The 21,894-nt window shown below is 67.4% G+C and carries 19 protein-coding genes; 10 read left to right on the forward strand and 9 right to left on the reverse strand.

The features are described 5' to 3' along the window. Positions 1-81 precede the first annotated feature (81 nt). Positions 82-927, forward strand: coding sequence for an SGNH/GDSL hydrolase family protein (locus tag OSB52_RS01085; RefSeq protein WP_235725363.1), 846 nt, complete (start codon positions 82-84; stop codon positions 925-927). Positions 928-937: 10 nt separating this feature from the next. On the opposite strand, the gene OSB52_RS01090 is transcribed toward OSB52_RS01085, so the two are convergent. Continuing rightward, positions 938-2,764 carry an ABC-F family ATP-binding cassette domain-containing protein gene (locus OSB52_RS01090; protein WP_266059723.1) on the reverse strand — a complete coding sequence of 609 codons (1,827 nt, stop codon included), beginning with the start codon at positions 2,762-2,764 and terminating at the stop codon, positions 938-940. Between the two features lie 109 nt (positions 2,765-2,873). Between OSB52_RS01090 and OSB52_RS01095 the strand changes: the two genes are divergently transcribed. Next, positions 2,874-3,614, forward strand: a complete 741-nt coding sequence (locus tag OSB52_RS01095) for a glycoside hydrolase family 25 protein (protein WP_372512275.1) — start codon at positions 2,874-2,876, stop codon at positions 3,612-3,614. 4 nt (positions 3,615-3,618) lie between these two features. Here OSB52_RS01095 and OSB52_RS01100 read toward each other — a convergent pair whose 3' ends face one another. The 5 genes from OSB52_RS01100 to OSB52_RS01120 all read right to left on the reverse strand — a co-directional run bounded on the left by OSB52_RS01100 (position 3,619) and on the right by OSB52_RS01120 (position 8,482). After that, positions 3,619-4,554, reverse strand: coding sequence for a 4-(cytidine 5'-diphospho)-2-C-methyl-D-erythritol kinase (locus OSB52_RS01100; protein WP_235725316.1), 936 nt, complete (start codon positions 4,552-4,554; stop codon positions 3,619-3,621). Between the two features lie 54 nt (positions 4,555-4,608). Further along, positions 4,609-5,502: a 16S rRNA (adenine(1518)-N(6)/adenine(1519)-N(6))-dimethyltransferase RsmA gene (gene rsmA / locus OSB52_RS01105; RefSeq protein ID WP_266059725.1), complete on the reverse strand. Its 894-nt coding sequence runs from the start codon at positions 5,500-5,502 to the stop codon at positions 4,609-4,611. Continuing rightward, on the reverse strand, positions 5,466-6,587 hold the full coding sequence (locus OSB52_RS01110) for a resuscitation-promoting factor (protein WP_235725314.1): 1,122 nt from the start codon (positions 6,585-6,587) through the stop codon (positions 5,466-5,468). Before OSB52_RS01110 ends, rsmA begins: the two co-directional genes overlap by 37 nt. A gap of 141 nt (positions 6,588-6,728) precedes the next feature. After that, positions 6,729-7,640, reverse strand: coding sequence for a TatD family hydrolase (locus OSB52_RS01115; RefSeq protein ID WP_266059727.1), 912 nt, complete (start codon positions 7,638-7,640; stop codon positions 6,729-6,731). Continuing rightward, complete coding sequence (locus OSB52_RS01120; protein WP_266059729.1) at positions 7,637-8,482, reverse strand: PhzF family phenazine biosynthesis protein; 846 nt, start codon at positions 8,480-8,482, stop codon at positions 7,637-7,639. Before OSB52_RS01120 ends, OSB52_RS01115 begins: the two co-directional genes overlap by 4 nt. A 178-nt stretch (positions 8,483-8,660) precedes the next feature. Here OSB52_RS01120 and OSB52_RS01125 point away from each other — a divergent pair, with 178 nt between their 5' ends. The 7 genes from OSB52_RS01125 to OSB52_RS01155 all read left to right on the forward strand — a co-directional run bounded on the left by OSB52_RS01125 (position 8,661) and on the right by OSB52_RS01155 (position 17,809). Continuing rightward, a complete protein-coding gene (locus OSB52_RS01125; RefSeq protein WP_266059907.1) occupies positions 8,661-9,575 on the forward strand; it encodes an oxygenase MpaB family protein in 915 nt (304 codons plus the stop codon). A 228-nt stretch (positions 9,576-9,803) separates the two neighbouring features. Beyond that, on the forward strand, positions 9,804-10,505 hold the full coding sequence (locus tag OSB52_RS01130) for a GntR family transcriptional regulator (protein ID WP_266059731.1): 702 nt from the start codon (positions 9,804-9,806) through the stop codon (positions 10,503-10,505). Between the two features lie 80 nt (positions 10,506-10,585). Next, positions 10,586-11,296: an HAD family hydrolase gene (locus OSB52_RS01135; protein WP_235725309.1), complete on the forward strand. Its 711-nt coding sequence runs from the start codon at positions 10,586-10,588 to the stop codon at positions 11,294-11,296. Between the two features lie 11 nt (positions 11,297-11,307). Further along, positions 11,308-13,647, forward strand: coding sequence for a glycoside hydrolase family 65 protein (locus tag OSB52_RS01140; protein ID WP_235725361.1), 2,340 nt, complete (start codon positions 11,308-11,310; stop codon positions 13,645-13,647). Positions 13,648-13,724: 77 nt separating this feature from the next. After that, entirely contained in the window at positions 13,725-15,302 is a 1,578-nt protein-coding gene (gene metG, locus OSB52_RS01145; protein WP_266059732.1) for a methionine--tRNA ligase, read from the forward strand. Next, the gene (locus tag OSB52_RS01150) at positions 15,299-16,504 is read left to right on the forward strand and encodes an aminodeoxychorismate synthase component I (RefSeq protein WP_266059734.1); all 1,206 of its coding nucleotides are present in this window, start codon (positions 15,299-15,301) and stop codon (positions 16,502-16,504) included. The genes metG and OSB52_RS01150 overlap by 4 nt, the downstream gene beginning before the upstream one ends. 123 nt (positions 16,505-16,627) lie before the next feature. Beyond that, positions 16,628-17,809, forward strand: coding sequence for a helix-turn-helix domain-containing protein (locus tag OSB52_RS01155; RefSeq protein ID WP_266059735.1), 1,182 nt, complete (start codon positions 16,628-16,630; stop codon positions 17,807-17,809). Here the strand turns inward: OSB52_RS01155 and rsmI are convergent. Further along, complete coding sequence (gene rsmI / locus OSB52_RS01160) at positions 17,709-18,608, reverse strand: 16S rRNA (cytidine(1402)-2'-O)-methyltransferase (RefSeq protein WP_266059737.1); 900 nt, start codon at positions 18,606-18,608, stop codon at positions 17,709-17,711. The two genes, OSB52_RS01155 and rsmI, sit on opposite strands and share 101 nt — an antisense overlap. 38 nt (positions 18,609-18,646) lie before the next feature. Here rsmI and OSB52_RS01165 point away from each other — a divergent pair, with 38 nt between their 5' ends. Continuing rightward, a complete protein-coding gene (locus OSB52_RS01165; protein WP_372475275.1) occupies positions 18,647-20,251 on the forward strand; it encodes a dolichyl-phosphate-mannose--protein mannosyltransferase in 1,605 nt (534 codons plus the stop codon). Positions 20,252-20,281: 30 nt separating this feature from the next. On the opposite strand, the gene OSB52_RS01170 is transcribed toward OSB52_RS01165, so the two are convergent. Further along, positions 20,282-20,647, reverse strand: coding sequence for a GntR family transcriptional regulator (locus OSB52_RS01170; protein ID WP_235725305.1), 366 nt, complete (start codon positions 20,645-20,647; stop codon positions 20,282-20,284). Between the two features lie 2 nt (positions 20,648-20,649). Further along, positions 20,650-21,885, reverse strand: a complete 1,236-nt coding sequence (locus OSB52_RS01175; protein WP_266059739.1) for an arginine deiminase — start codon at positions 21,883-21,885, stop codon at positions 20,650-20,652. Positions 21,886-21,894 lie beyond the last annotated feature (9 nt).

The following is a 21,894-nucleotide window of genomic DNA, read 5'->3' on the forward strand; positions in this document are numbered from 1 at the left end:
GGGGTTGCACCACACATGGTTTCTCGTCACTTGCCCACCATCCCGGCCGGGAGGCGGCGAGCCCGCCTCGTGCTGACGTCGATGCTGTTGGCGGTCGTGCTGCTGACCGGTCTGAGCACCGTGGTGGCTCCGGCGGCGGATGCGACACCGGCTCGCTACACGGGTGGCACCTACGTCGCGATGGGCGATTCCCGCGCGTCCGGCGGCTTCTTCTCCCCTACCCCCGACTACTTCCTGGGCTGCAAACGCTCGGCGTTCAACTATCCGGCGATAGTCGCGGTGATGACGTTACCGCGCCGGTTCATCGACACCTCGTGTGCCGGCGCGCAGGCGCCGGATCTCTACCGCACCACCCAACGCACCAACCGTGGAACCAAGCCACCCCAAGCACACCTGGTACCGCGTGATGCACAGGTCATCACGGTCAGCATCGGTGGTAACGACATGCGCTGGGGTGCGATCCTGGTCCACTGCAACACGACACCGCTCAACGATCGTCGGTGTCGACACAATCCGCGCCTCGAGAACGAGGTTCGATGGCGGATCGCGCGGATGGAGAACCGCGTGCGCCCCGCGCTGCGGGCCATCCGCGCCAAGGCGCCCCACGCCCAGATCATCGTCGTCGGCATCGGCGGGTTCATGGGCAGTCACGGTTGCTGGCCGATGGTGCCGATCAGTGATCCCGACGTCCGATGGATGAATCGGGTGTTCGACCGCGCCGGTGATGCGTTGCGGCGGGCGACGTCCACGGTCGGCGGGACATTCATCGACGCCAACCGCCGATCGGCCGGTCACGACCCGTGCAATCTGATCGCCCCCTGGTATGAGAGCTCACTGTCCAACGGCAGTCTGGCCTACCCTTATCACATCAACCAGCAAGGCGCCGTGGCGATTGCAGCGATGGTCAACGGCGCCATCCGTCGCTGACCACCGGCGCTCACTCGACTTTCTCCGCGGCGTCGAGCCACTCGGCCTCGGCAGCTTCCTTGTCGGCAACCACCTGACGCAGTTCGGAGTTGAGCTCCTGAAGGCGTTCGGGATCGGTGGCCGCCTCGGCCAGCGAGACGTGCAGCTTTTCCTCACGTTTGGTGAGCTGATCCATCTGGCGCTCAAGACGATTCATCGTCTTGCGTGCCTCGCGGTGTTCGGCGGCGCTGACGGTCGGCGTGGCCACCGCAGATGCCGTCGCACCGACGTCTACGGAATCCGCCTCCGACGCGGACGACTTCTTGGGGCGTGCTGCGGTGGAACCGATCTCGCGACGACGCCGTAGATACTGTTCGATGCCGCCGGGCAGATTGGTAAGCGCGCCGTCGCCGAACAGCGCCCACGTGCTGTCGCAGATTCGCTCGATGAGATAGCGATCGTGGCTGATGACGACCAAGGTGCCCGCCCAACTGTCGAGCAGGTCCTCGAGTTGCTGCAGGGTGTCGATGTCGAGGTCGTTGGTGGGCTCGTCGAGCAGCAGGACGTTGGGCTCGGCCATCAACACCCGCGTAATCTGGAGGCGTCGACGTTCCCCGCCGGAGAGATCGCCCACCGGTGTGCGCTGCCGCGCCGGGCTGAACCCGAGCCGTTCGGCGAGCTGCGATGCCGACATCTCTTTGTCGCCCACCATGATCCGCGTGGCCACATCCTCCACCGCGTCGAGCACCCGCTGGTCCTCGTCGAGGTCGTCGAGCTCCTGGCGCAGCCATCCGATCGTCACCGTGGTGCCCTCGACGCGGCGCCCGGGGGCCACGTCGACCTCTCCGGCCAAGGCGCGCAGCAGGGTGGTCTTGCCCGAACCGTTGACCCCGACCAGGCCGATGCGCTCGCCGGGCGCCAGCCGCCAGGTCAGATCGTCCACCAACGTCTCACCGGCGGGTGTGGCGATCCGGGCGTCCTCCAGCTCCACCACCACTCGTCCGAGCCGGCGCTTGGCGAACGCCGACAGCGTCACGCTGTCCCGCGGCGGCGGGACGTCGGCGATGAGCCGTTCGGCGGCCTCGATCCGGTAGCGCGGCTTGGATGTACGCGCGGGCGGTCCACGTCGAAGCCAGGCCAGTTCCTTGCGGGCGAGGTTGCGGCGACGCTCTTCGGCGGCGTCGGCGAGCCGGGATCGTTCGGCGCGCGCGAAGATCCAATCGTTGTAGCCACCCTCGTACTCGTCCACGCCACCCGAGTGCACTTCCCAGGTCCGGGTGGCGACGGTGTCGAGGAACCACCGATCGTGGGTGACCACGACGAGGGCACTGCGGCGCGCCACGAGGTGCTCGGCGAGCCACTGCACGCCCTCGACATCGAGATGGTTGGTCGGCTCGTCGAGGATCAACAGGTCGGCCTCCGAGATCAGCGCGGCTGCCAGTCCCACCCGACGGCGTTGCCCGCCGGACAGTTCGTCGACCTTGGAATCGAGCAGCTCATCGACGCCGATGCCCGCGAGGATGCCCCGGATCCGGGGATCGCCCGCCCACTCGTGGACTGCGACCTGCGGTCCGCCGACCACCACGTCGGACACGGTCGCGCCGGCCGGCAGCTCACCTCGCTGGGTCACCGTGGCGACGCGGATGTCGCCGGCGCGTGAGACCCGCCCACTGTCCGGTTCGGTGATTCCACCGAGGATCTCCAGCAACGTGGTCTTGCCACCACCGTTGAGTCCGACGACCCCGATCCGCTGCCCTTCGTGAACGCCGAGGGACACCGAGTCCAACAACGGCTTGATGCCGTAGCTCTTGCTGATTCGGTCCGCGTTGATCAGCGCGACGGGATTTGCGGGTGCCACTCGGACGACCCTAGCAACGGACCCCCGGTGACCGGCGACACCGCCCGGGCATCAGATCCAGTCGACAAACATTCTGCGCGATCCTGCATCGATGCAATAGCGTGGAGCCGTGATCCTCCGGCGACTGATCGTGGCCACGGTGACCGCGGCCTCCGTCGGACTCTGCGCTGCGATGACGGATTCGCCGCAGGCCGGTGCCGCCCCACAGGTAGGGCCGGACGTGTCCAGTCATCAGCATCCCGACGGCGCGGCCATCAACTGGTTCGCGGTGCGCGCCTCCGGACAGCAGATGGCCATGGTGAAGGCCACCGAGTCCACGTGGTACGTGAACCCGCATTTCGTGCCCGACAGTCTGGCGATTCGCGCTGCAGGTCTCATCCGCGGCACCTACCACTACGCCGATCCGAGCCGGCCGGCCGGACAACAGGCACTCTTCTATGCCGCGACAGTGCTCGGCCAGAACGGCATTCTGGACCTTCCGCCGGTACTCGACCTCGAACACTCCGGCGGCCTCGGCCCGCGCGCGCTGGCCGCCTGGGTCCGCGAGTTCTTCGCTGTCCTCGAGCCGTTGACCGGGCGAAAGACGATCCTCTACACCTACCCGAACTTCTGGAACACCGCGATGGGTGCCACCCGGGAGTTCGCCGACCACCCGCTGTGGATCGCCTCGTACAACGGCGCCGCGGCACCGCAGATGCCCCGTGGGGGTTGGCGGACATGGACCTTCTGGCAGTTCACCAGCTCGGGTCGACTACCCGGTGTGTCCACTCCGGTGGATCTCAACCGATACAACGGATCCGTCGCTTCGCTGCGCGCCTACGGCAACGCCATCAACGTCTTCGGCAGTTGACTGGTCAGGCCGACAGAATCCGGGCACCGGGGACCGGCCCGGTGGCGGTGCGTACCGCACGAGCCACCCCGGCACCGGACAGTTCCGCGGCGACGTCGACCGCCGACGTCTCGTCGGCGCACAGAAAGGCGCAGGTGGGCCCCGACCCGGAGACGATCCCGTTGAGCGCACCCGCATCGATACCTGCGCGCAAGGTGCGCCGCAGTACCGGCTGCAGGCTCAGCGCGGCGGGTTGGAGATCGTTGTGCAGCAGCGGTGCCACGGTATGCGGATCGCCCGAGGTGAGCGCGGCCATCAGGTCATCGGGTCGCCGCGCCGCGACATCGGTGTCGGCGCGGTTGTCCCGCAGTCGATCGAGTTCGCGGTACACGGCGGGCGTGGACAGTCCCGATCGTGCGATCGCGAGCACCCAGTGGAATTCACCGCGGGCGAGGATCGGCATCAATTGTTCGCCGCGACCGGTTCCCAACGCCGTCGCACCGTGCAGGGCGAAGGGCACGTCACTACCGAGACCGGCCGCGATCTCGGTGAGTTCGTCACGCCCGATGTCCAGTCCCCACAGATTCACGGCCCCGACCAGGGCGCCGGCGGCGTCGGCACTTCCGCCGGCCATTCCGCCGGCCACCGGTATCCGCTTGTCGATGTCGATGGCGACCCGCGGGCTCCGGTCGGCGCGCCGCGCCACCTCGGCCACCGCACGGGCCGCGAGATTGGTGCTGTCGCCGGGTACGTCGGCGGACCCTTCCCCGCGGGTGGTCACCCGGAGCTCACCGGCGGGGCTCAGCCGCACATCGTCATACAGCGACAGCGCCTGATACACCGTGACCAGATCGTGGAATCCGTCATCGCGTAGCGGACCCACGCCGAGGTGCAGATTGACCTTGGCCGGCACCCGCACGGTGACCGCATCGGACACCACCGACAACGACGCTCGAGACACAGGTAATCAGGGTAATCGAGAGGGCATCGCGGGTCGCGGACGCCGACGCGGCGATCAGGAGGCGTCGACGGCCGCCAGCCGGACGAAGTCGTCGATGTCGAGGCGTTCACCACGGATGCCGGGATCGATGCCGGCGGCCCGGAGTCGTCGTTCCGCCTCCACCGCGCCGCCGGCCCAGCCGGCCAGCGCCGAGCGCATCGTCTTGCGGCGCTGCGCGAACGCCGCGTCGATCACCGCGAACACGCTGCGCCGCACTCCCGGGTCGTCGGGGTGGGCTTGGGTGCGATCGATCCGGACCAGGCCGGATTCGACCTTCGGCTCAGGCCAGAAGACGTTGCGTCCGACGGCGCCGGCGCGGCGGACGGTACCGAAGTAGCGGGCCTTCACGCTCGGCACCCCGTAGACCCGGCCACCGGGCCCGGCGGCCAGCCGGTCGGCCACTTCTGCCTGCACCATCACCAGAGCAGTTGCGATGGTCGGGAATTCGGCCATCAGGTGCAGGAGCACCGGAACGGCGACGTTGTAGGGCAGGTTCGCGACGAGCGCGGTCGGGGCGACGGGGAGATCGGCCTGCCCCACGGTCATGGCGTCCGCGGTGACGACGGTGAAGCGATCCGCCTGCACCGGTGCGAACTCCTCGATGGTGGCGGGGAGCCGGGCGGCGAGGACGGGGTCGATCTCGACGGCGACCACGCGCCCGGCCGCGCCGAGCAACGCCAGGGTCAGCGACCCGAGGCCGGGCCCGACCTCGAGAACGGTGTCGTCGACGCCGACACCGGACTCGGCGACGATGCGCCGCACCGTGTTGGCGTCATGGACGAAGTTCTGCCCCAACGTCTTGGTGGGGCGCACCCCGATCTCCGCGGCCAGTGTGCGGATCTGGGCGGGCCCGAGGAGGCGTGGTGAGTCGCTCAGCGCAGTCCCAGCTTCGATGAGCAGGACGGCCATGCGCCCCACCCCTGGGCTGCCTGGGTCTTCTTGGCGATGGCGATCTGCTCCTCGCGGGATGCGAGGTCGGCACGCGGGGCATACTCGGTGCCACCCCACCGTTCCCAGGTGTTCTGGTCGAACTGCACGCCGCCGTAGAACCCGTTGCCGGTGTTGATCGCCCAGTTGCCGGTGGCTTCACACTGCGCCAGCGCATCCCAGACCGAACCCGAAGGGACGAACGGTGCGCCGGGCTTGGTGCCGATGCGGACGGTGGCGGCCAGTGGTTCGGTGAGCATTTCGGAGTCGAGCTTCTCGCGCTTGACGACCTTGCCGTTGACCGTGGTGACCGAATAGGTGACCTTGGCCTCACCCGGTTTGCCCGGGTTGACGACGACCTTGCGATCGCGGACCAGGTTGGGGTCCTCCTTCTCGATCTCCGGCGGGGCCACATCCTCGGTGACGGTCGAGTCCGCGGTGCGGATACGGGTCACCGTGATCTTCATGTTCTCGGTGACCGGAGTGTCGGCGGCGGGTTCCACCTCGTCGTCACCGGACAATGGTTTGCCGGTCTCGGCGAGGAGTTCACCGACGGTCTTGGCCGCGACGACCGGACGGAAGCTCGTCACGCCGTCGGTCAGCCGAACCGGCTTGGGAGTGGTGACGTCGACGACCGCGCCGTCGACCGGCAACGCGTTGCCGCTCGGGAAGTTCGTGTCGGTGGCGGTGTCGGTGAGCCCCTGCTCGGTGAGCAGGTCATCCAGGTCGGCGGCGGTCGTCTCGACCATCTGCCGTTGCCCGTCGACGTCGAGGGCCACTTCCTTGAGCCGGTTGAAGGTGATGGTCTGTCCGTCACCGACCCCGGCGTCGAGCGGCGGGGAGACGTGGTCACCGGACTCCGGGTCGAAACCCTGCGACCGCAGCACCGAGTCGACCGACATCGACATGGTCGAGACGTTGCGGACCTGACCGTCGACGTTGAGCTCGACGTCCTTGTGCATTGCGACACCCATGACGCCGCCCGCGGTGAGGGTGGTCAGCACGGCGCCGACAGCGACCCGCGCACGGGTGGACTTCGAGTTGTTGATGTGGGCGAGGAGAGACAAGGCGGAACATCCTGGTCGGGGACAATTGCGTCCGCACTGCGCTCATCAGCGACCCCGAAACCCCCGGACGGCACAGCCCTCTCTGGCCGGAATCGCTGCCCCCAGGCAGCGGGATCACAATACGATAACGAACGGGCGTGATTACCGCAAAGGCAGTCGGTAGACGCGTCGTGCGTTGGCGCCCAGGATTCGCGCCATCGCCGCATCGTCGACACCCCGGACCTCGGCCAGCGCGCGGGCCGTATACGGCAGGCAATAGGACTGATTTGGCTGGCCACGATAGGGATGCGGCGTCAGAAACGGCGCATCGGTCTCTACCAGGACCTGCTCATCGGGCACGATTTCGGCGGCCACACGCAGTTCGGCGGCGTTGGCGAAACTCACAGTGCCGGCGAAACTCAGGACGTAACCGCGATCGACGCATTCCTGTGCAACGTTTCGGTCACCGGAGAAGCAGTGCATGATCACGGTCTCTGGCGCCCCCTCCGCGGCGAGGATGTCGAGCAGATCGGCGTCGGCCTCGCGGTTGTGGATCATCAACGGCTTGCCGGTGCGCTTGGCGAGGTCGATGTGCCACCGGAACGCCTCGGCCTGTACATCGGGCGCAGCACAGTCGTCGGACCGACTCGGCCAATAGTGGTCCAGGCCGGTCTCCCCCACTGCGACGACCCTCGGGTCCGCCAGCATCCGCTCGAGTTCGGCCTTCGCGTCGTCGTCGAGTTCGCCGGCATGCGTCGGGTGCAGGGCCACCGCGGCAAACGCCCGGTGGTCCCATGCAGCGGCCTCGACGGCCCACCGCGCATCGATCATGTCGTCGGCGACCGTGATCACCTGCCCGACGCCGACCTGTTCGGCGTGATCGAGGATCGCGCGCACCGATTCCGGGTCGCGGCCGCCGCATGCGGCCAGGTGGGTGTGTGCGTCCACCAGCCCCGGCAGCGGCACCGGGTCCGGCGGTGGTTCCCGCCGACGACGTTTGCGTGCGGCCTTGTTGCTCTCGGTAGCGGCGACTCCGGCGGCTTCCGCGTCGGCGATCTCGGCTGTCTCGCTCACAGCACCACTGTGCCAGCGATGACCGTGGTGGTCGCACCGCCCACCCAGATGTCGGTACCGTCGTCGGAGACGTGAACGCGCCCTGCCCGGTCCAGCGCGGTGCCCTGAGCGGTGACGTAGCCGGCGGGCGCACGGCCTGCCTGGCGCAACCAGACGGCCAGGCCCGCGTTCAGACTCCCGGTCACCGGGTCCTCGGGAATGCCGCTACCGGGAACGAACGCGCGGACCTCGAACAGCACCTCGGGTTCGTCGGGCAAACCGCCCGAGTACGGGCCGATCAGGCCCACGTCGTGTGTGCCGAGCGCGGCCATGTCGGGTCTGACCTTTAGCACCCGGCCCCCGGACGGCAGCAGCAATGCCAGGAAATCGGGGCCGTTGGAGACCCATTCGGCCGCGATCACCTCGTCGGGGTCGAGGCCGAGCGCATCAGCCACCGACCGCACCGTCGCCTCGTCGACGGGTCCGGAGCGGATGCGGGGCGGGGCGACGAACGCCAGTCGACCCTGCTCCGACCGGATGGACACCAGCCCGACGCCGCATTCCTGCACGATGCGGTCACCACTCGGCACGCCGCCGGCCTCCAGCCACGCGTGGGCCGAGCCGAGGGTGGGATGCCCGGCGAACGGAAGTTCACCGGATGGGGTGAAGATGCGCAGACGATAGTCGGCGGCGGGATCGCTCGGCGGCAGCACGAACGTCGTCTCCGAGAGGTTGGTCCAGCGCGCGAACGAGGCCATCTGCTCGTCGGTCATCCCCTCGGCATCGAGTACGACCGCGACCGGGTTGCCGCGGACGGGCACGGTCGAGAAGACATCCACCTGAGCGAAGCGACGAGTCGTCATCGCTCCATCCTCACGATCCGGCCATCGCACATCCAGTTCTTTATCCAGCGCCGATGGCCGGTTTCGCGGTTTCAGGTTTCATATATGAAACCTGGTGGGATAACCTGCCAGGTACGCGACATAGATCACAGTCACGGTCGGGGTGACTGTGCGGTATGCAGAACAGGGGGGCCACATCATGTCGGGGCGATATCTGGCGTCCATGGCGGACACCACACCGGAGCTGACGAACGCACAGACGCGGATCACGATCCCCGCGCGTAGGCAACGGGTGACCACCGGTCGCAAGCCTGCACGAATTCAGGAGGCGGTCGACTTCTGGGCCTTCGCCGGCGCAGCGGCCAATGTGGTCATGCAGCTCGGGTGGCCCGAGGTCGCCTACGGCGTGATGGAGAGCAAGGTCGAGTCCGGTTCGCTGATGAAACATCCGTGGAAACGGGCGCGCACCACCGCGCAGTACCTGTCGGTGGCGATCCTCGGCGACGACGAGGAGAAAGCGGCCTTCCGGGACGCGGTCAATGCCGCCCATCGACACGTCCGCTCGGACGAGAAGAGCCCGGTGGCATACAACGCATTCGATCGCGAACTCCAGATGTGGGTCGCGGCATGCTTGTTCGTCGGGATCGAGGACACCCATCAACTGCTGCACGGGATCATGAGCCCGGCCGACGCTGAGGAGTTCTACCAATCGGCCAAGACTCTGGGGACCACGCTGCAGGTGCCCGACGACATGTGGCCGGCCACCCGAACCGAATTCGATCACTACTGGAACGTCGCCAGCGGTCGCGTCGCCATCGACGAGACGACGAAACGGTTCCTCAACGATCTAATCGACCTGCGGATGATCAGTCCGGCGCTTCGGGTCCCATTCGCCCCGCTGTTGCGCTTCCTGACGATCGGGACCCTTCCGCCGCTGTTCCGCGAGCAACTCGGACTCGAGTGGAGCGCGCGAGACCAACGACGTTTCAACCGACTCTTCGCGACAGTTTCCACCGCCAACCGCGCGTTGCCGAAGCCGATCCGGTTCGGCGGGAACCGCCTGCTGATGCGCGACCTGCGCCTTCGCATCAAACACGATTGGTCGGTGGTCTGACACCGGGCGGCCCTGCAAAGGGCGCTATGTCCGGCAGTCCTCGATCGATCCAGCAGATCTCGACGACCCACCGAACTCGATCACCCATTCGGGCGCCGGAAAAAGTACCGTTGTCGATGGACCCGTGGTCGCCGGGCGACGACGGGCGCAACGGCGATGCACGACGGCGGCATCACGAGTGAAAGAGAAGTTCGTGGATCACGATTCCCGCGACGGGCAGCAGACGGCATGAGTCGCGTGTCGCTACGCCGCACCCAGCTCACCGACGAGGTGGCCGATCATCTGCGCAACCGGATCATGACCGGCAGCCTCCGTCCCGGCGAGTACATCCGCCTCGATGACACCGCGTCCACGCTCGGCTGCAGTGTCACGCCGGTGCGCGAGGCGCTGGTGACCCTGCGCGGCGAGGGCCTGGTCAGATCGTCGCCACATCGCGGATTCATCGTCGAGCCGCTCAATCGCGGCGACATCATCGACATCTTCTGGATCCAGGCCGAACTCTCCGCACGGTTGGCCTGCCACGCCGTCGACAACTCTGAACTCGGGGTGCATCTGGCCGAGATGCAGACCATCGTCGATCAGCTGGAGCTGGCGGTGGACACCGGTGACGACGCGCAGGTACTCAATCGGGAGTACGCATTCCATCGTCAGGTGAACCTAGCCGCCAACAGCAAGAAACTCGCGTGGTTCGTGTTCTCGGCCAGCAAATACAACCCCTACGACCTCTACGCCCGCGATACCGAGTGGGGGCACGAGGCGGTCGCCAGTCATCGCCGCCTGATCGACTACTTGCGATCGGGCGACACCCGAGCGATTCGCGAGGAGATCCACACCCAATTCGCCGACGCGCGCGACCGATTGGTGCAGCGGTTGGAGTCGATCGGTTTCTGGGACAACATCGATTCCGACACCGCCGCCTCCTCCGCCTGAGTCACGGCCCGCACGTGCGCTGAGTCCGAATACCCGCGCACAGCGCGCCAGCACCCGCTCGGACAGGTAGCGTTCGTGGGGTGTTGGGTTTGCCAGAAAGCACCTCGGTCGCACTGTTCGATCTCGACGGTGTGCTGACGTCCACAGCCGTCCTGCATCGCGACGCATGGAAGCAGGCGTTCGATGCCTTCCTCTCCGAACGGGATCCCGAGAACTTCGAACCGTTCACCGAGCAGGACTACCTCGACCACGTCGACGGCCGACCGCGCGACGACGGTGTGCGCGCATTCCTGCGGTCGCGCGGGATCGACGACGTCGATGACGACACCGTCGCCGCGATCGGGAACGGCAAGAACGCGATGTTCGTGTCGACCCTGGAGACCAACGGTGTCGATCCCTACCCTGGGTCGGTGCGATACCTCGAAGCAGCCCGGACCGCCGGCCTGCGGATCGCCGTGGTGACGTCGTCGAAGAACGGAGCAGCTGTGTTGGATGCGGCCGACCTGACGAAGTTCGTGGAGGTGAGGGTGGACGGCCTCGACATCGTGTCGCGCGGACTGCGCGGTAAGCCGGCGCCCGATTCCTTCCTGCTCGGCGCCGAACTCATGGGGGTGACCCCCGATGAGGCCGTGGTGTTCGAGGATGCGATCTCCGGTGTGCAGGCGGCCGTGGCCGGAAAGTTCGGCTATGTCGTCGCGATCGACCGGGTCGGCGGCGGACAAGCCGCAGCGATGCGCACGGCAGGTGCCGACCGGGTCGTGACCGATCTCGACGAGTTGGTCTCCGCGTGAGCCCGGGCGCCATGGAACACGGGTTCGACGTCCACCCGTGGCAGCTGCGCTGGCGTGGCGTCGACGTCGACATGCTGGGTCGCACCGAGACGCTGTTCGCACTGTCCAACGGCCACATCGGTTTACGAGGCACGTTCGAAGAGGGCGAGCCGATCGACCACCCGGGGACCTATCTGAACGGTTTCTACGAGCTGCGCGGACTGCCCTATGCCGAAAGCGGCTACGGCTACCCGGAATCCGGGCAGACCGTGGTGAACGTGACCGATGGCAAGATCATCCGGTTGCTCGTGGAGGACGAGCCGATGGATCTGCGCTACGGCCGCACCGTCGAACACGAACGAACGCTGGATTTCCGCACGGGCACACTGCGCAGGCACACCCTGTGGACCTCGCCGACCGGCCGCACGGTCCGCATCCGCTCCGAACGGCTCGTCTCCTTCACCAAGCGCACCATCGCTGCCATCCACTATGAGGTGGAGCCGATCGACGAGGACATGAAGCTGGTGCTGCAGTCGGACCTGCTCGCCAACGAGCCGGTGCCGGCGCCGGGCAACGATCCCCGGCTCGCGGCCGCGCTCGAGGCCCCGCTGGTCTCCGACCTCTCGGCGTGCCGCAACTACTGGGGCATGCTGGTTCACCACACCAAGCAGTCGGGTCTGCACATCGCGGCCGGAATGGATCACGAGATCGAGTTCCCCGACCGCGCCGACGCCTTCATCCGCGCAGACGACGACCTGGCCCGCCTGACCGTGGCGGCGAACGTCCCGCAGGGCACCAAGCTGTCGCTGACCAAGTACATGGGTTACGGCTGGTCGGCGCGCAGATCGGTACCGGCCCTGCGCGCGCAGGTCGACGCCGCCCTGGCGATGGCGATGGAAACCGGTTGGGAGGCACTCAAAGCCGACCAGATCGAGTATCTGGAGGACTTCTGGCGCGACGCCGACGTGGAACTCGACGGCGATCCCGAACTGCAGCAGGCGGTGCGTTTCGCGCTGTTCCACGTGCTGCAGGCCGGTGCGCGCGGCCAGTCCCGTTCGATCCCGGCGAAGGGCCTGACCGGTCCCGGCTACGACGGCCACACCTTCTGGGACACCGAGAGTTTCATTTTGCCGATGCTCACCTACACGGTGCCCGCCGCGGCCGGCGAGGAGCTGCGTTGGCGGCACTCCACAATGGACAAGGCCAAGAGTCGCGCGGCCGAACTGGGACAACGTGGTGCCATGTTCCCATGGCGATCAATCAACGGCGACGAGTGCTCGGGGTACTGGCCGGCGGGCACGGCAGGCGTGCACGTGAGCGCCGACATCGCCAACGCGACGGCCCGGTATCTGCGCGCCACCGACGACGAGCAGTTCGAGACCGAGTGCGGCGTCGAACTGCTCGTGGAGACCGCCCGGCTGTTCGCGGGTCTGGGACACCACGACGTGAACGGCAAGTTTCGTATCGACGGCGTGACCGGCCCGGATGAGTACACCGCGGTGGTCAACAACAATGTGTTCACCAATCTGGCTGCGCAGCAGAATCTTCGGGATGCGGTGGCCGCTGTGCACCGACGACCCGACCTGGCGCGCGAATACGGGGTGACCGACGCCGAGGCCGCCCACTGGGAGTCCTGTGCCGACGACATGTCGATCCCGTTCGACGACGCCCTCGGCGTCCATCAACAGTGCGAATCATTCACACTGCTCGGCGCATGGGATTTCGAGTCGTCGGTGGGGCGTTACCCGCTGCTGTTGAACTACCCGTACTACGACCTCTACCGCAAACAGGTTGTCAAGCAGGCCGACCTGGTGTTCGCCATGTACATGTTCGGGGCGGCGTTCACCCCGGAACAGAAGCTGCGCAACTTCGACTATTACTATCCGTTGACCGTGCGGGACTCGTCGTTGTCGGCGTGCTGTGAGGCGGTGGTCGCCGCCGAAGTCGGCTACCTCGACCTGTCCTACGACCTGATGTGCGAGTCGGTGTTCACCGACCTGCACGATCTGCACAACAACGTGTCGAGCGGGTTGCACATCGCAGCGCTGGCCGGCGCGTGGACCGACTGCGTCGCGGGGTTCGGCGGGATGCGTGACTTCGGCGGCCAGATCACCTTCGCGCCGCGGTTGCCGAGTCGTCTCACCTACCTGTCGTTCCGGATGGCGGTCGGCGACTCGAAGATCGTCGTCGCGATGGATCGCGACAGTGCCACCTATCGGCTGCTGTCAGGCCCCTCGATCGACCTCGCCCATCACGGCGAGAAATTCTCCCTGCACGAGGCACATCCGGTCACCAAGGAGATACCCGAACTTCGCAAGCGTGACGCACCGAAGGCCCCACCGGGCTGCGAGCCGTACCGTCGCAACGAGTGAGCAGGCGACGACCGGGATCCGTCGATGGCGGTACGGGCGATGCGCGAGACAGGCCACCAAGTATCCTTGGCGACACCATGACCGACTCGACCCGCACCGAATCCGCTGATCACGCCTCATATGGCGCCGGCCGGCCGTACTACATCACCACGGCCATCGCCTATCCGAACGGCGTCCCGCACATCGGCCACGCCTACGAGTACATCTCGGCCGACGCCCTCGCCCGATTCAAGCGTCTCGACGGCTATGACGTCCGCTTCCTCACCGGCACCGACGTGCACGGCCAGAAGATGCAGCAGACAGCGGCAGCCGAAGGCATCGCCACCGCGGAGCTCGCCGACCGCAACTCAGACCGGTTCCAGGCCCTGCAGGAGCGGCTCGGGTCGAGCTTCGACCGCTTCATCCGGACCAGCGACGCCGACCACAAACGCGCATCGGAAGCCATCTGGCAGCGGATGACCGACGCGGGCGACATCTATCTCGACACGTACTCCGGCTGGTACGACGTCCGCGACGAACTGTTCTACAGCGACGCGGACACGACGATCGCCACGGACGGCAGCCGGGTCGCCACCGACAATGGGCACGTCCTGACCTGGACCGAGGAACAGACCTATTTCTTCCGGCTCTCGGCATATCAGGACAAGTTGCTCGACCTGTTCGCGACCAACCCGGAATTCCTCGGGCCCGAGGCCCGCCGCAACGAGATCGTGAGTTTCATCAAGGGCGGTCTCACCGATCTGTCCATCTCCCGCACCACTTTCGACTGGGGTGTTCCGGTCCCCGGTCATCCCGAGCACGTGATGTATGTGTGGGTCGATGCGCTCACCAACTATCTGACCGGTGTCGGATTCCCCGACGACGAGGCCGCATTCGACCGGTACTGGCCCGCCGATCTGCACGTCATCGGCAAGGACATCATCCGGTTCCATTGCGTCTACTGGCCGGCATTCCTGATGAGCGCAGGTATCGATCTGCCCCGACGGGTGTTCGCCCACGGCTTCCTGTTCAATCGCGGGGAGAAGATGAGCAAGTCGGTCGGCAACGTCGTCGACCCGGATGTGCTGATCGACGAGTTCGGCCTCGATCCGGTCCGGTACTTCTTCCTGCGTGAGTTCTCCTACGGGCAGGACGGTTCGTACTCCACCGAGGCCATCATCAGTCGGATCAACGCCGATCTCGCCAACGAGTTCGGCAATCTCGCCCAACGCACGCTGTCGATGATCGGCAAGTACTTCGACGGTGCAGTGCCTGCGGCCGGTCCCCGCACCGACGAGGATGCGGCGCTGCTGGACCGGGTCGCGCAACTCCTCCCCCGGGTCCGCGATCACTTCGACGCACAGGCCATCCACCTCGGCATCGAGGCGCTGTGGTCGGTACTGGCCGAGACCAACCGCTACATCTCCGCCAACGAGCCGTGGAAGCTCGCGAAGACCGACCTCGAGCGCACGGCGACCGTGCTCTACGTCTGCGCCGAGGTGGTTCGCGTGGTGGCCCTGCTGGCCCAGCCGGTGATGCCCGCCTCCACCGGTCGCATGCTCGATCTGCTCGCGGTTGCTGCCGACGGACGACAGTTCAGCGCGGTCGACGACCATCTCGTCGCCGGTACCGCTCTGCCCAAGCCGGCGCCGATCTTCCCGCGTCACGAGGCGTGACGACCCCGGCGCTCGATGTTCTGCGTGCGCTGCACGCACATACGGCCGCGGCCGGAATGCCACCACCGGCCGCGCTCGTCGGCGACTGGTGGGATGCCGACGCGGTCATCGCACCGTCGATCCGACTGCGACCGGGATTCGCCCCGCCCGATGACCCGGACCGTTTCTGGCTCGGCTATCTCGGCTTTCCGGTACGCGCCACCGAGTCGCCGCTGCCACCGGCCGTGGGTGGGATGACCGACGAGATCCTGGTGTTGCGCGGGGGCCGCTGGACCCACCAGCACGTCGACGGAGCGGCGTGCGCGTCGTGGATCGCGAACGCGCTGGACTCCGGCCCGACCAATGCCGACCCAGAAAATGCCACCGCGGCCTGGTCGGCGCGGTGGCAACCACCGGCACGCGAACCCCATCTGGCCGCCATCGATGCCTGTCTCGAGGCGATCCGCGCCGGTGAGGTCTACCAGGCCTGCGTGTGCACCCACTTCACCGGCGTTGTCACCGGCGAACCACTCGAGTTCTTCGGCGACATCACGGCCGCCACTCTTCCCGCGAAAGCCGCTTTCCTACAAGGAACGTGGGGGACGGTGGCAAGCTTTTCACCCGAGTCGTTCCTGCGCCGGACCGGCAATCTCGTCTCGTCGGCACCCATCAAGGGCACTCGGGCAGCCTCTGCCGACCCGAGCTCACTGGCCGACTCAGCCAAGGACGTCGCCGAGAACGTCATGATCGTCGACCTCGTCCGCAACGACCTGGGCCGGCTCGCGCGTACCGGATCGGTGCGTGTCGCCGATCTGCTGTCGGTGGTCGCCGCGCCCGGGGTGTGGCATCTGGTCTCGCGGGTGGAGGCGCTGGTCGATCCCGGGGTGGGCAACACCGAGTTGCTGCGGGCTACCTTCCCACCGGCGTCGGTCACCGGTACGCCCAAGTTGCGCGCAATGGAGTTGATCGCCGACTGGGAGCAACAGGCGCGTGGCGTGTATTGCGGCGCAGTCGGAATGGCCGGGCCGGGCCACGCGCTCGATCTCAATGTCGCCATCCGGACCGTCACGGTGACCCCCGACGGATCGGCCGCTCTCGGTGTCGGCGGTGGCATCACCATCGATTCCGACCCGCACCACGAATGGCAGGAGTGCCTCGACAAGGCTGCCAGCATCGTCGGCGAGGTCGGTGGCCGATCCGGCCGAGCGAACTCCCTGCGATAGCATGTGAGAATGCGAGGTTCCATACTTCCCGGTACGGGAGGTACGGGGTCGGCTCGCGGTCGGGGTGATGAATCAGCGATAGAGGTCACTGCCGAATTGCCGGTGCCGACCGAACGTACCGAAGTGGCAGCGTCCTGGCGGCGTGTCAGTGCGGCCGGCGCGCGGGCAGATCAGCATGCTCCGGTCCATCTCGAGACTTCCGACGTCGAGATCCGACAGGCGGCCAATCCGTTGGCTGTCGGGGTCGAACGGCTGCAGCAGATCTTTGCCGACAGCGCCGACGACTCCGAACTGATGATGGGGGTGTTCGACGCCGATGGAGTGTTGCTGTGGCGCGGCGGAACCCAACGCTGGCTCGACGTCGCCGACACCCTGGAGTTGGTGGAGGGCAGCCGGTGGGACGAGCAGTCCACCGCCACCACCGCCGTCTCGTTGGTGATGACCGAACACCGCTCGATCCGTGTGTTCGGCACCGAACACTACAACCACGCGCTGCAGTCGCTGTACTGTGCCGCGGCCCCTGTCCACGACCCCCGGACCGGGGTCTTGACCGGCATCGTCGGCTTGGCCGGGCCGGCGACCGCAGTTCAGCCGTCCTCCACCGCCTTCGCCACCAGTCTCGCTGCGCTGGGTGAACACGAGATCGCCGCCGCCCACGCCCGTTCGCTCGCGGAACTGCGCCGGAGCGCCGGAGCGAGCCTCGCCGGAATCCGCGGGCCCGCTCTGCTGGTCGATCGCGATGGATGGGTCGCCGACAGCCGGGGCTGCAGTTCGCCTGCGGCCGTCGCGGCACCGTCGGAGGACGTGCCGCAATTCGTCCCCGGCATCGGGAGCTGCATCGCCCAGCCGGTCGGCACCGGGTGGCTGTTGCGCCGCGTCGGTCCGGCGAACCCGATCGTGGCCTCACTCGACCTGCGTGGGGAACCGTCGCTGACCGTCGAAGGTGACGGCGACGAGTGGCGCACGGTGTTGACCCGACGTCACGCGCAGATCCTGCTCCTGCTGGCCGAGGCCGCTGATTCGGGTCTCACGTCGGCCCGACTGAGCCGACTGATATTCGGCGACACCGGCCACACGGTGACGGTGCGCGCCGAGATGTCCCGGTTGCGGCGTGCGGTGGGAGCCCTCATCACCAGCCGGCCTTACCGACTCGCACCCGGGGTCACCCTGCACGTCGCGACCGACCAACCCGACCAGGGCGCCGTCATCGATCGGGCTCCTGCCGACGCCGCTCCAGCACCGCCTGGTACACCTCACGTCGGGAAGCACCGCCGGCGTGGGTCACCTGCGCACACGCATCCTTGAGGCGCATGCCGCCGGCCACGAGGCGCTCGACCTCGTCGACCAGTTCGGTGGCGTCGGGCGCCCGCGCGATGGCTCCCTCGACGACCACGGTGATCTCCCCGCGCACGCCGTCGGATGCCCACTGCGCGAGTTCGGCCAGTGTGCCGCGGCGGATCTCCTCGTAAGTCTTGGTCAATTCCCGGCACACCGCGGCGCGGCGATCGGGTCCCAGCACGTCGACCGCGTCGGCCAGGGTGTCGGCGAGCCGATGGGGTGAGTCGAAGAAGACGGTCGTGCGAGGCTGGTCGGCGAGGCCGGCGAGCCAGTCACGCCGCGCACCCGGGCGTCGGGGCGCGAAACCGTCGAAGCAAAAGCGCTCCGACGGCAGCGCCGACACCGCCAACGCCGTCGTCACCGCCGACGGCCCCGGTAGGCAGGTGACCCGAAGCCCGGCCTGCGCGCATGCGGCGACGATGCGGTAGCCGGGATCGCTCACCGAGGGCATGCCCGCGTCGGTGATCAGCAGCACTGTCGCCCCCTCGGAGACAGCGCCGACCAACCCGGGCGTGCGGGATGCCTCCACCTGGTCGTAGTAGCTCACCAATTTGCCGCCGATCGACACTTCCAGCGCGTTGGCCAACGCCCGGGCCCGGCGGGTGTCCTCCGCGGCCACGATGTCGGCCGACGCCAGCGCGGCGCGAAGTCGCGGCGAGGCGTCCTCGACCTGCCCCATCGGAGTCGCCGCCAACAACAGGCAGCCCTCATCGTCGTCGGATGGGTGTGGTGTCGGTGCGCCGGCCGGGTGTCGTCCTGCATTCATCATCAGTCAGCTTACGAGGGACCACTACGATCGATCGGGTGACCGACTCCGCCGTCCTCGACCGAGACTCACCGACCGACGGCGACCTCCCCGCACCTGTCGACCACGGCCGGGCCGAGGACCTGGGCACCGCGCCCGGCCCGTCGATCCCGACCCCGGTGTTCGGGGCCCCCGACCGCCGGCGCGGTCTGCTGGTCGGGGTGGTGATCGCGGCCGTGGCCACCATCACCCGACTCTGGGGGCTGGCCCGGCCGACCGATCAGGGCACACCGGTCTTCGACGAGAAACACTATGTCCCCCAGGCCTGGCAGGTACTGACCGGCGGCAACTGGATCGAGGACAACCCGGCCTATGGGCTCGTCGTCCATCCCCCGGTGGGCAAATGGTTGCTAGCGGCCGGTGAGGCGATGTTCGGCTACGGGCCCGTGGGCTGGCGGATCGCCCCGGCTGTCGCCGGCATCGCCATCGTGGTGATGATCTACTGCACGGTTCGCCGTATGACGCGCTCGACGCTGGTCGGCGCCATCGCCGGGGTGTTCGCCATCTGCGACGGCGTGCTGTTCGTCCAGTCCCGGATGGGGATGCTCGACATTTTCCAGGCGGCGTTCCTGGTGGCGGCGTTCACCGCGCTGATCGCCGACCGTGATCAGGTCCGAGCCCGGATGCATCGGGTTTACGTTGAGGGCCGGATCACCGACAGCGCGTTCGGCCCCCGGCTGGGGTTTCGCTGGTACCGCTTCACCGCCGGGGTCATGCTCGGTCTGGCCTGCGGTACCAAGTGGTCGGGCGCGTACTTCGTGGTGTTCTTCGCACTCCTCGCAGTCGGTTTCGACGTGGCAGCGCGCAAGGCCTATCACGTACGACGCCCCTGGCTCGGGGTACTGCGGCGCGATCTGTTCCCGGCCGGGATGAGTCTCGCAGTGCTGCCCGTCGTCCTGTACTTTGTCACCTTCATACCCTGGTTCAACAGCGAGACCGCGGTCTACCGATACGAGGTGGGCAATCAGATCGGGGTCGGCGGCTCGTTCTCCTGGGTACCGGGCGCGTGGCGCTCGTTCTGGTTCTACGAATCGGGCATCCTGCAGTTCCACGCCGGCCTCACCAACTCGGCGGGAAACCACCACCCGTGGGAATCCAAGCCGTGGACCTGGCCGATGAGTTTGCGGCCGATGCTGTACGCCATCGAGAACGGCCCCGACCAGTGCGGGGCAGGCGAGTGCGTCCGCGCGCAGATGCTGATCGGGTCGCCCGCGATGTGGTGGTTGGCCCTGCCGATGGTGCTGTGGGGGTTGTGGTCATGGATCGTGCGCCGCGACTGGCGATATGCGGCGGTACTCACCGGCTACCTGGCCGGACTGCTGCCGTGGTTCGCCGACCTCGACCGCCAGATGTACTTCTTCTACGCAACGGTGATGGCACCATTCCTGGCGATGGGCCTGGCACTGGCCTGCGGCGACCTGCTCCGCACCGCAGGACGAACGGCCCGATGGCGCCCCGAACGCCGCACCCTGGCGGTGCTCGTCGTTGCCGTCTACGTGGCACTGGTGGTGGTCAACTTCATCTGGCTGTGGCCGATCCTCACGGCCAGTCCCATTTCGCCGGCGCAGTGGCAACAGCAGATCTGGTTGCCCAGCTGGGGCTGAGTGGTGCTGTTTACCGACGGGGCCACTGGGTCACCCGTTGACGACCTGACGCACCAGGGCCACGATGGCGTCGTCGTCGATACCCAGTTGCCGCAATGCTGCGACATGGTCCACGGTCGCCTGTTGGGCCCGGTCGCGGGCGGTGTCCTGTCCGGCCTTGATGAACGAACCGTGCCGACCACGGGTCTCGATGACCCCGGCGGACTCCAGTTCGCGGTAGCTCTTGGCCACCGTGTTGGGCGCCAGATCGAGATCGGCCGCCAACCGACGGACGGTCGGGATGCGTTGCCCCACCAGGAGGTCGCCGCGCCGGATGAGTTCGATGATGCCGCTGCGCACCTGTTCGAACGGCGGGCCACCGTCGGGATCGATCGTGAGACTCTCACCCAGATCCATTGTCAGGTCCCGCCCAGCTCGTCGCGGGCCAGCGGACACGACATACACCGCGGTCCACCGCGGCCCGACCCGAGCTCACGGCCCTCGATCTCGAACACCTCGATCCCCGAATCCCGCAGGCGGCGGTTGGTTTCCACGTTCCTGTTGTAGGACACCACGACGCCCGGGCTCAGCGCCAGCGTGTTGTTACCGTCATCCCACTGTTCGCGTTCGGCGGTCACCGGGTCGAGCCCGGTGTCGATGACCCGCAGCTTCTCGATTCCCATCGCCTCGGCCGCCGCGTCCACGAAGGGTCGGGGCCCGGACACGCTCACCACGTCGCCGACCGATCGGATCGTGAACGCCGACATCGTCTCGGCGATGTTCGGATACATCACCACCGCGTCGACATCGACCATGGTGCACACCGTGTCGAGATGCATGAACGCACGGGCCTGTTCGATCGGGACCGCCAGCACGGTGTGCGCCAACTCGTCGTCGAAGAGACTGCGGGCCAGCGCTTCCGCGCCGGCCGGGGTGGTTCGCTCCCCCACCCCAACCGCCACCACTCCTGGTGCGAGCAACAGCACGTCGCCACCTTCGACGGGCGCGACCTGCGACTCGTAGGCGCGGCGCGCGCCCCGGAACCGCGGATGATGGGCGTAGATGATGTCGGTCAACGACGTCTCCCGCACCCGCGCAGGAAGTGCCAGCGAGGTGATCGCGAAACGCGGACCGATCCAGAACGAGCTGTCCCGGGTGAACAACAGATTCGGCAACGGTTCGATCGCGAATTCGGGGCCGTGGTGCATCCGTCGAACCAACGACGACGACGCAGCCGCCGGGGTCACCGGCAACTCGTCGAAGGTCATCCCGGCCGTCAGCACATGCGCGAGTTCGGCCGCCGGCAGACCCCGTAGGTGAGCAGCGAGGTCCTCGGCGAGATGTGTCCCCAGACGGCGCGGACTGACCGCCGAACTGATGCCCTGAATGCGCGCGGCGCCACTGTGTCCGATCGTCTCGGTCAGCAGGTCACCCAGCAGGTGGACGTCGACGCCGTTGGCCCGCAGCACGTCGGCGAAGGCATCGTGTTCTTCCTGAGCCCGCGCCACCCAGGGCAGTCCGTCGAAGAGCAACTGATCGTTGTTGCGCGGGGTGAGCCGGAGCAGTTCGTCGCCCGGACGATGCAGCATCACCGCACGCAGCCTGCCGACCTCGGACCGCGATCCCAGCGAGTAGTCGGCTGCCATGGCACTCATGGCTCAACG

This window comes from Gordonia aquimaris, from assembly GCF_026262595.1.
GTDB lineage: Bacteria > Actinomycetota > Actinomycetes > Mycobacteriales > Mycobacteriaceae > Gordonia > Gordonia tangerina.

Bases quoted from the DNA above. Each gene is read 5' to 3' on its own strand.
- OSB52_RS01125 (WP_266059907.1), top strand. From the start codon at position 8,661: ATGTCGGGGCGATATCTGGCGTCCATGGCGGACACCACACCGGAGCTG.
- OSB52_RS01120 (WP_266059729.1), bottom strand. From the start codon at position 8,482: ATGACGACTCGTCGCTTCGCTCAGGTGGATGTCTTCTCGACCGTGCCC.
- OSB52_RS01175 (WP_266059739.1), bottom strand. From the start codon at position 21,885: ATGAGTGCCATGGCAGCCGACTACTCGCTGGGATCGCGGTCCGAGGTC.
- OSB52_RS01140 (WP_235725361.1), top strand. From the start codon at position 11,308: ATGGAACACGGGTTCGACGTCCACCCGTGGCAGCTGCGCTGGCGTGGC.
- metG (WP_266059732.1), top strand. From the start codon at position 13,725: ATGACCGACTCGACCCGCACCGAATCCGCTGATCACGCCTCATATGGC.
- OSB52_RS01085 (WP_235725363.1), top strand. From the start codon at position 82: ATGCTGTTGGCGGTCGTGCTGCTGACCGGTCTGAGCACCGTGGTGGCT.
- OSB52_RS01170 (WP_235725305.1), bottom strand. From the start codon at position 20,647: ATGGATCTGGGTGAGAGTCTCACGATCGATCCCGACGGTGGCCCGCCG.
- rsmA (WP_266059725.1), bottom strand. From the start codon at position 5,502: ATGGCCGTCCTGCTCATCGAAGCTGGGACTGCGCTGAGCGACTCACCA.
- rsmI (WP_266059737.1), bottom strand. From the start codon at position 18,608: ATGAATGCAGGACGACACCCGGCCGGCGCACCGACACCACACCCATCC.
- OSB52_RS01130 (WP_266059731.1), top strand. From the start codon at position 9,804: ATGAGTCGCGTGTCGCTACGCCGCACCCAGCTCACCGACGAGGTGGCC.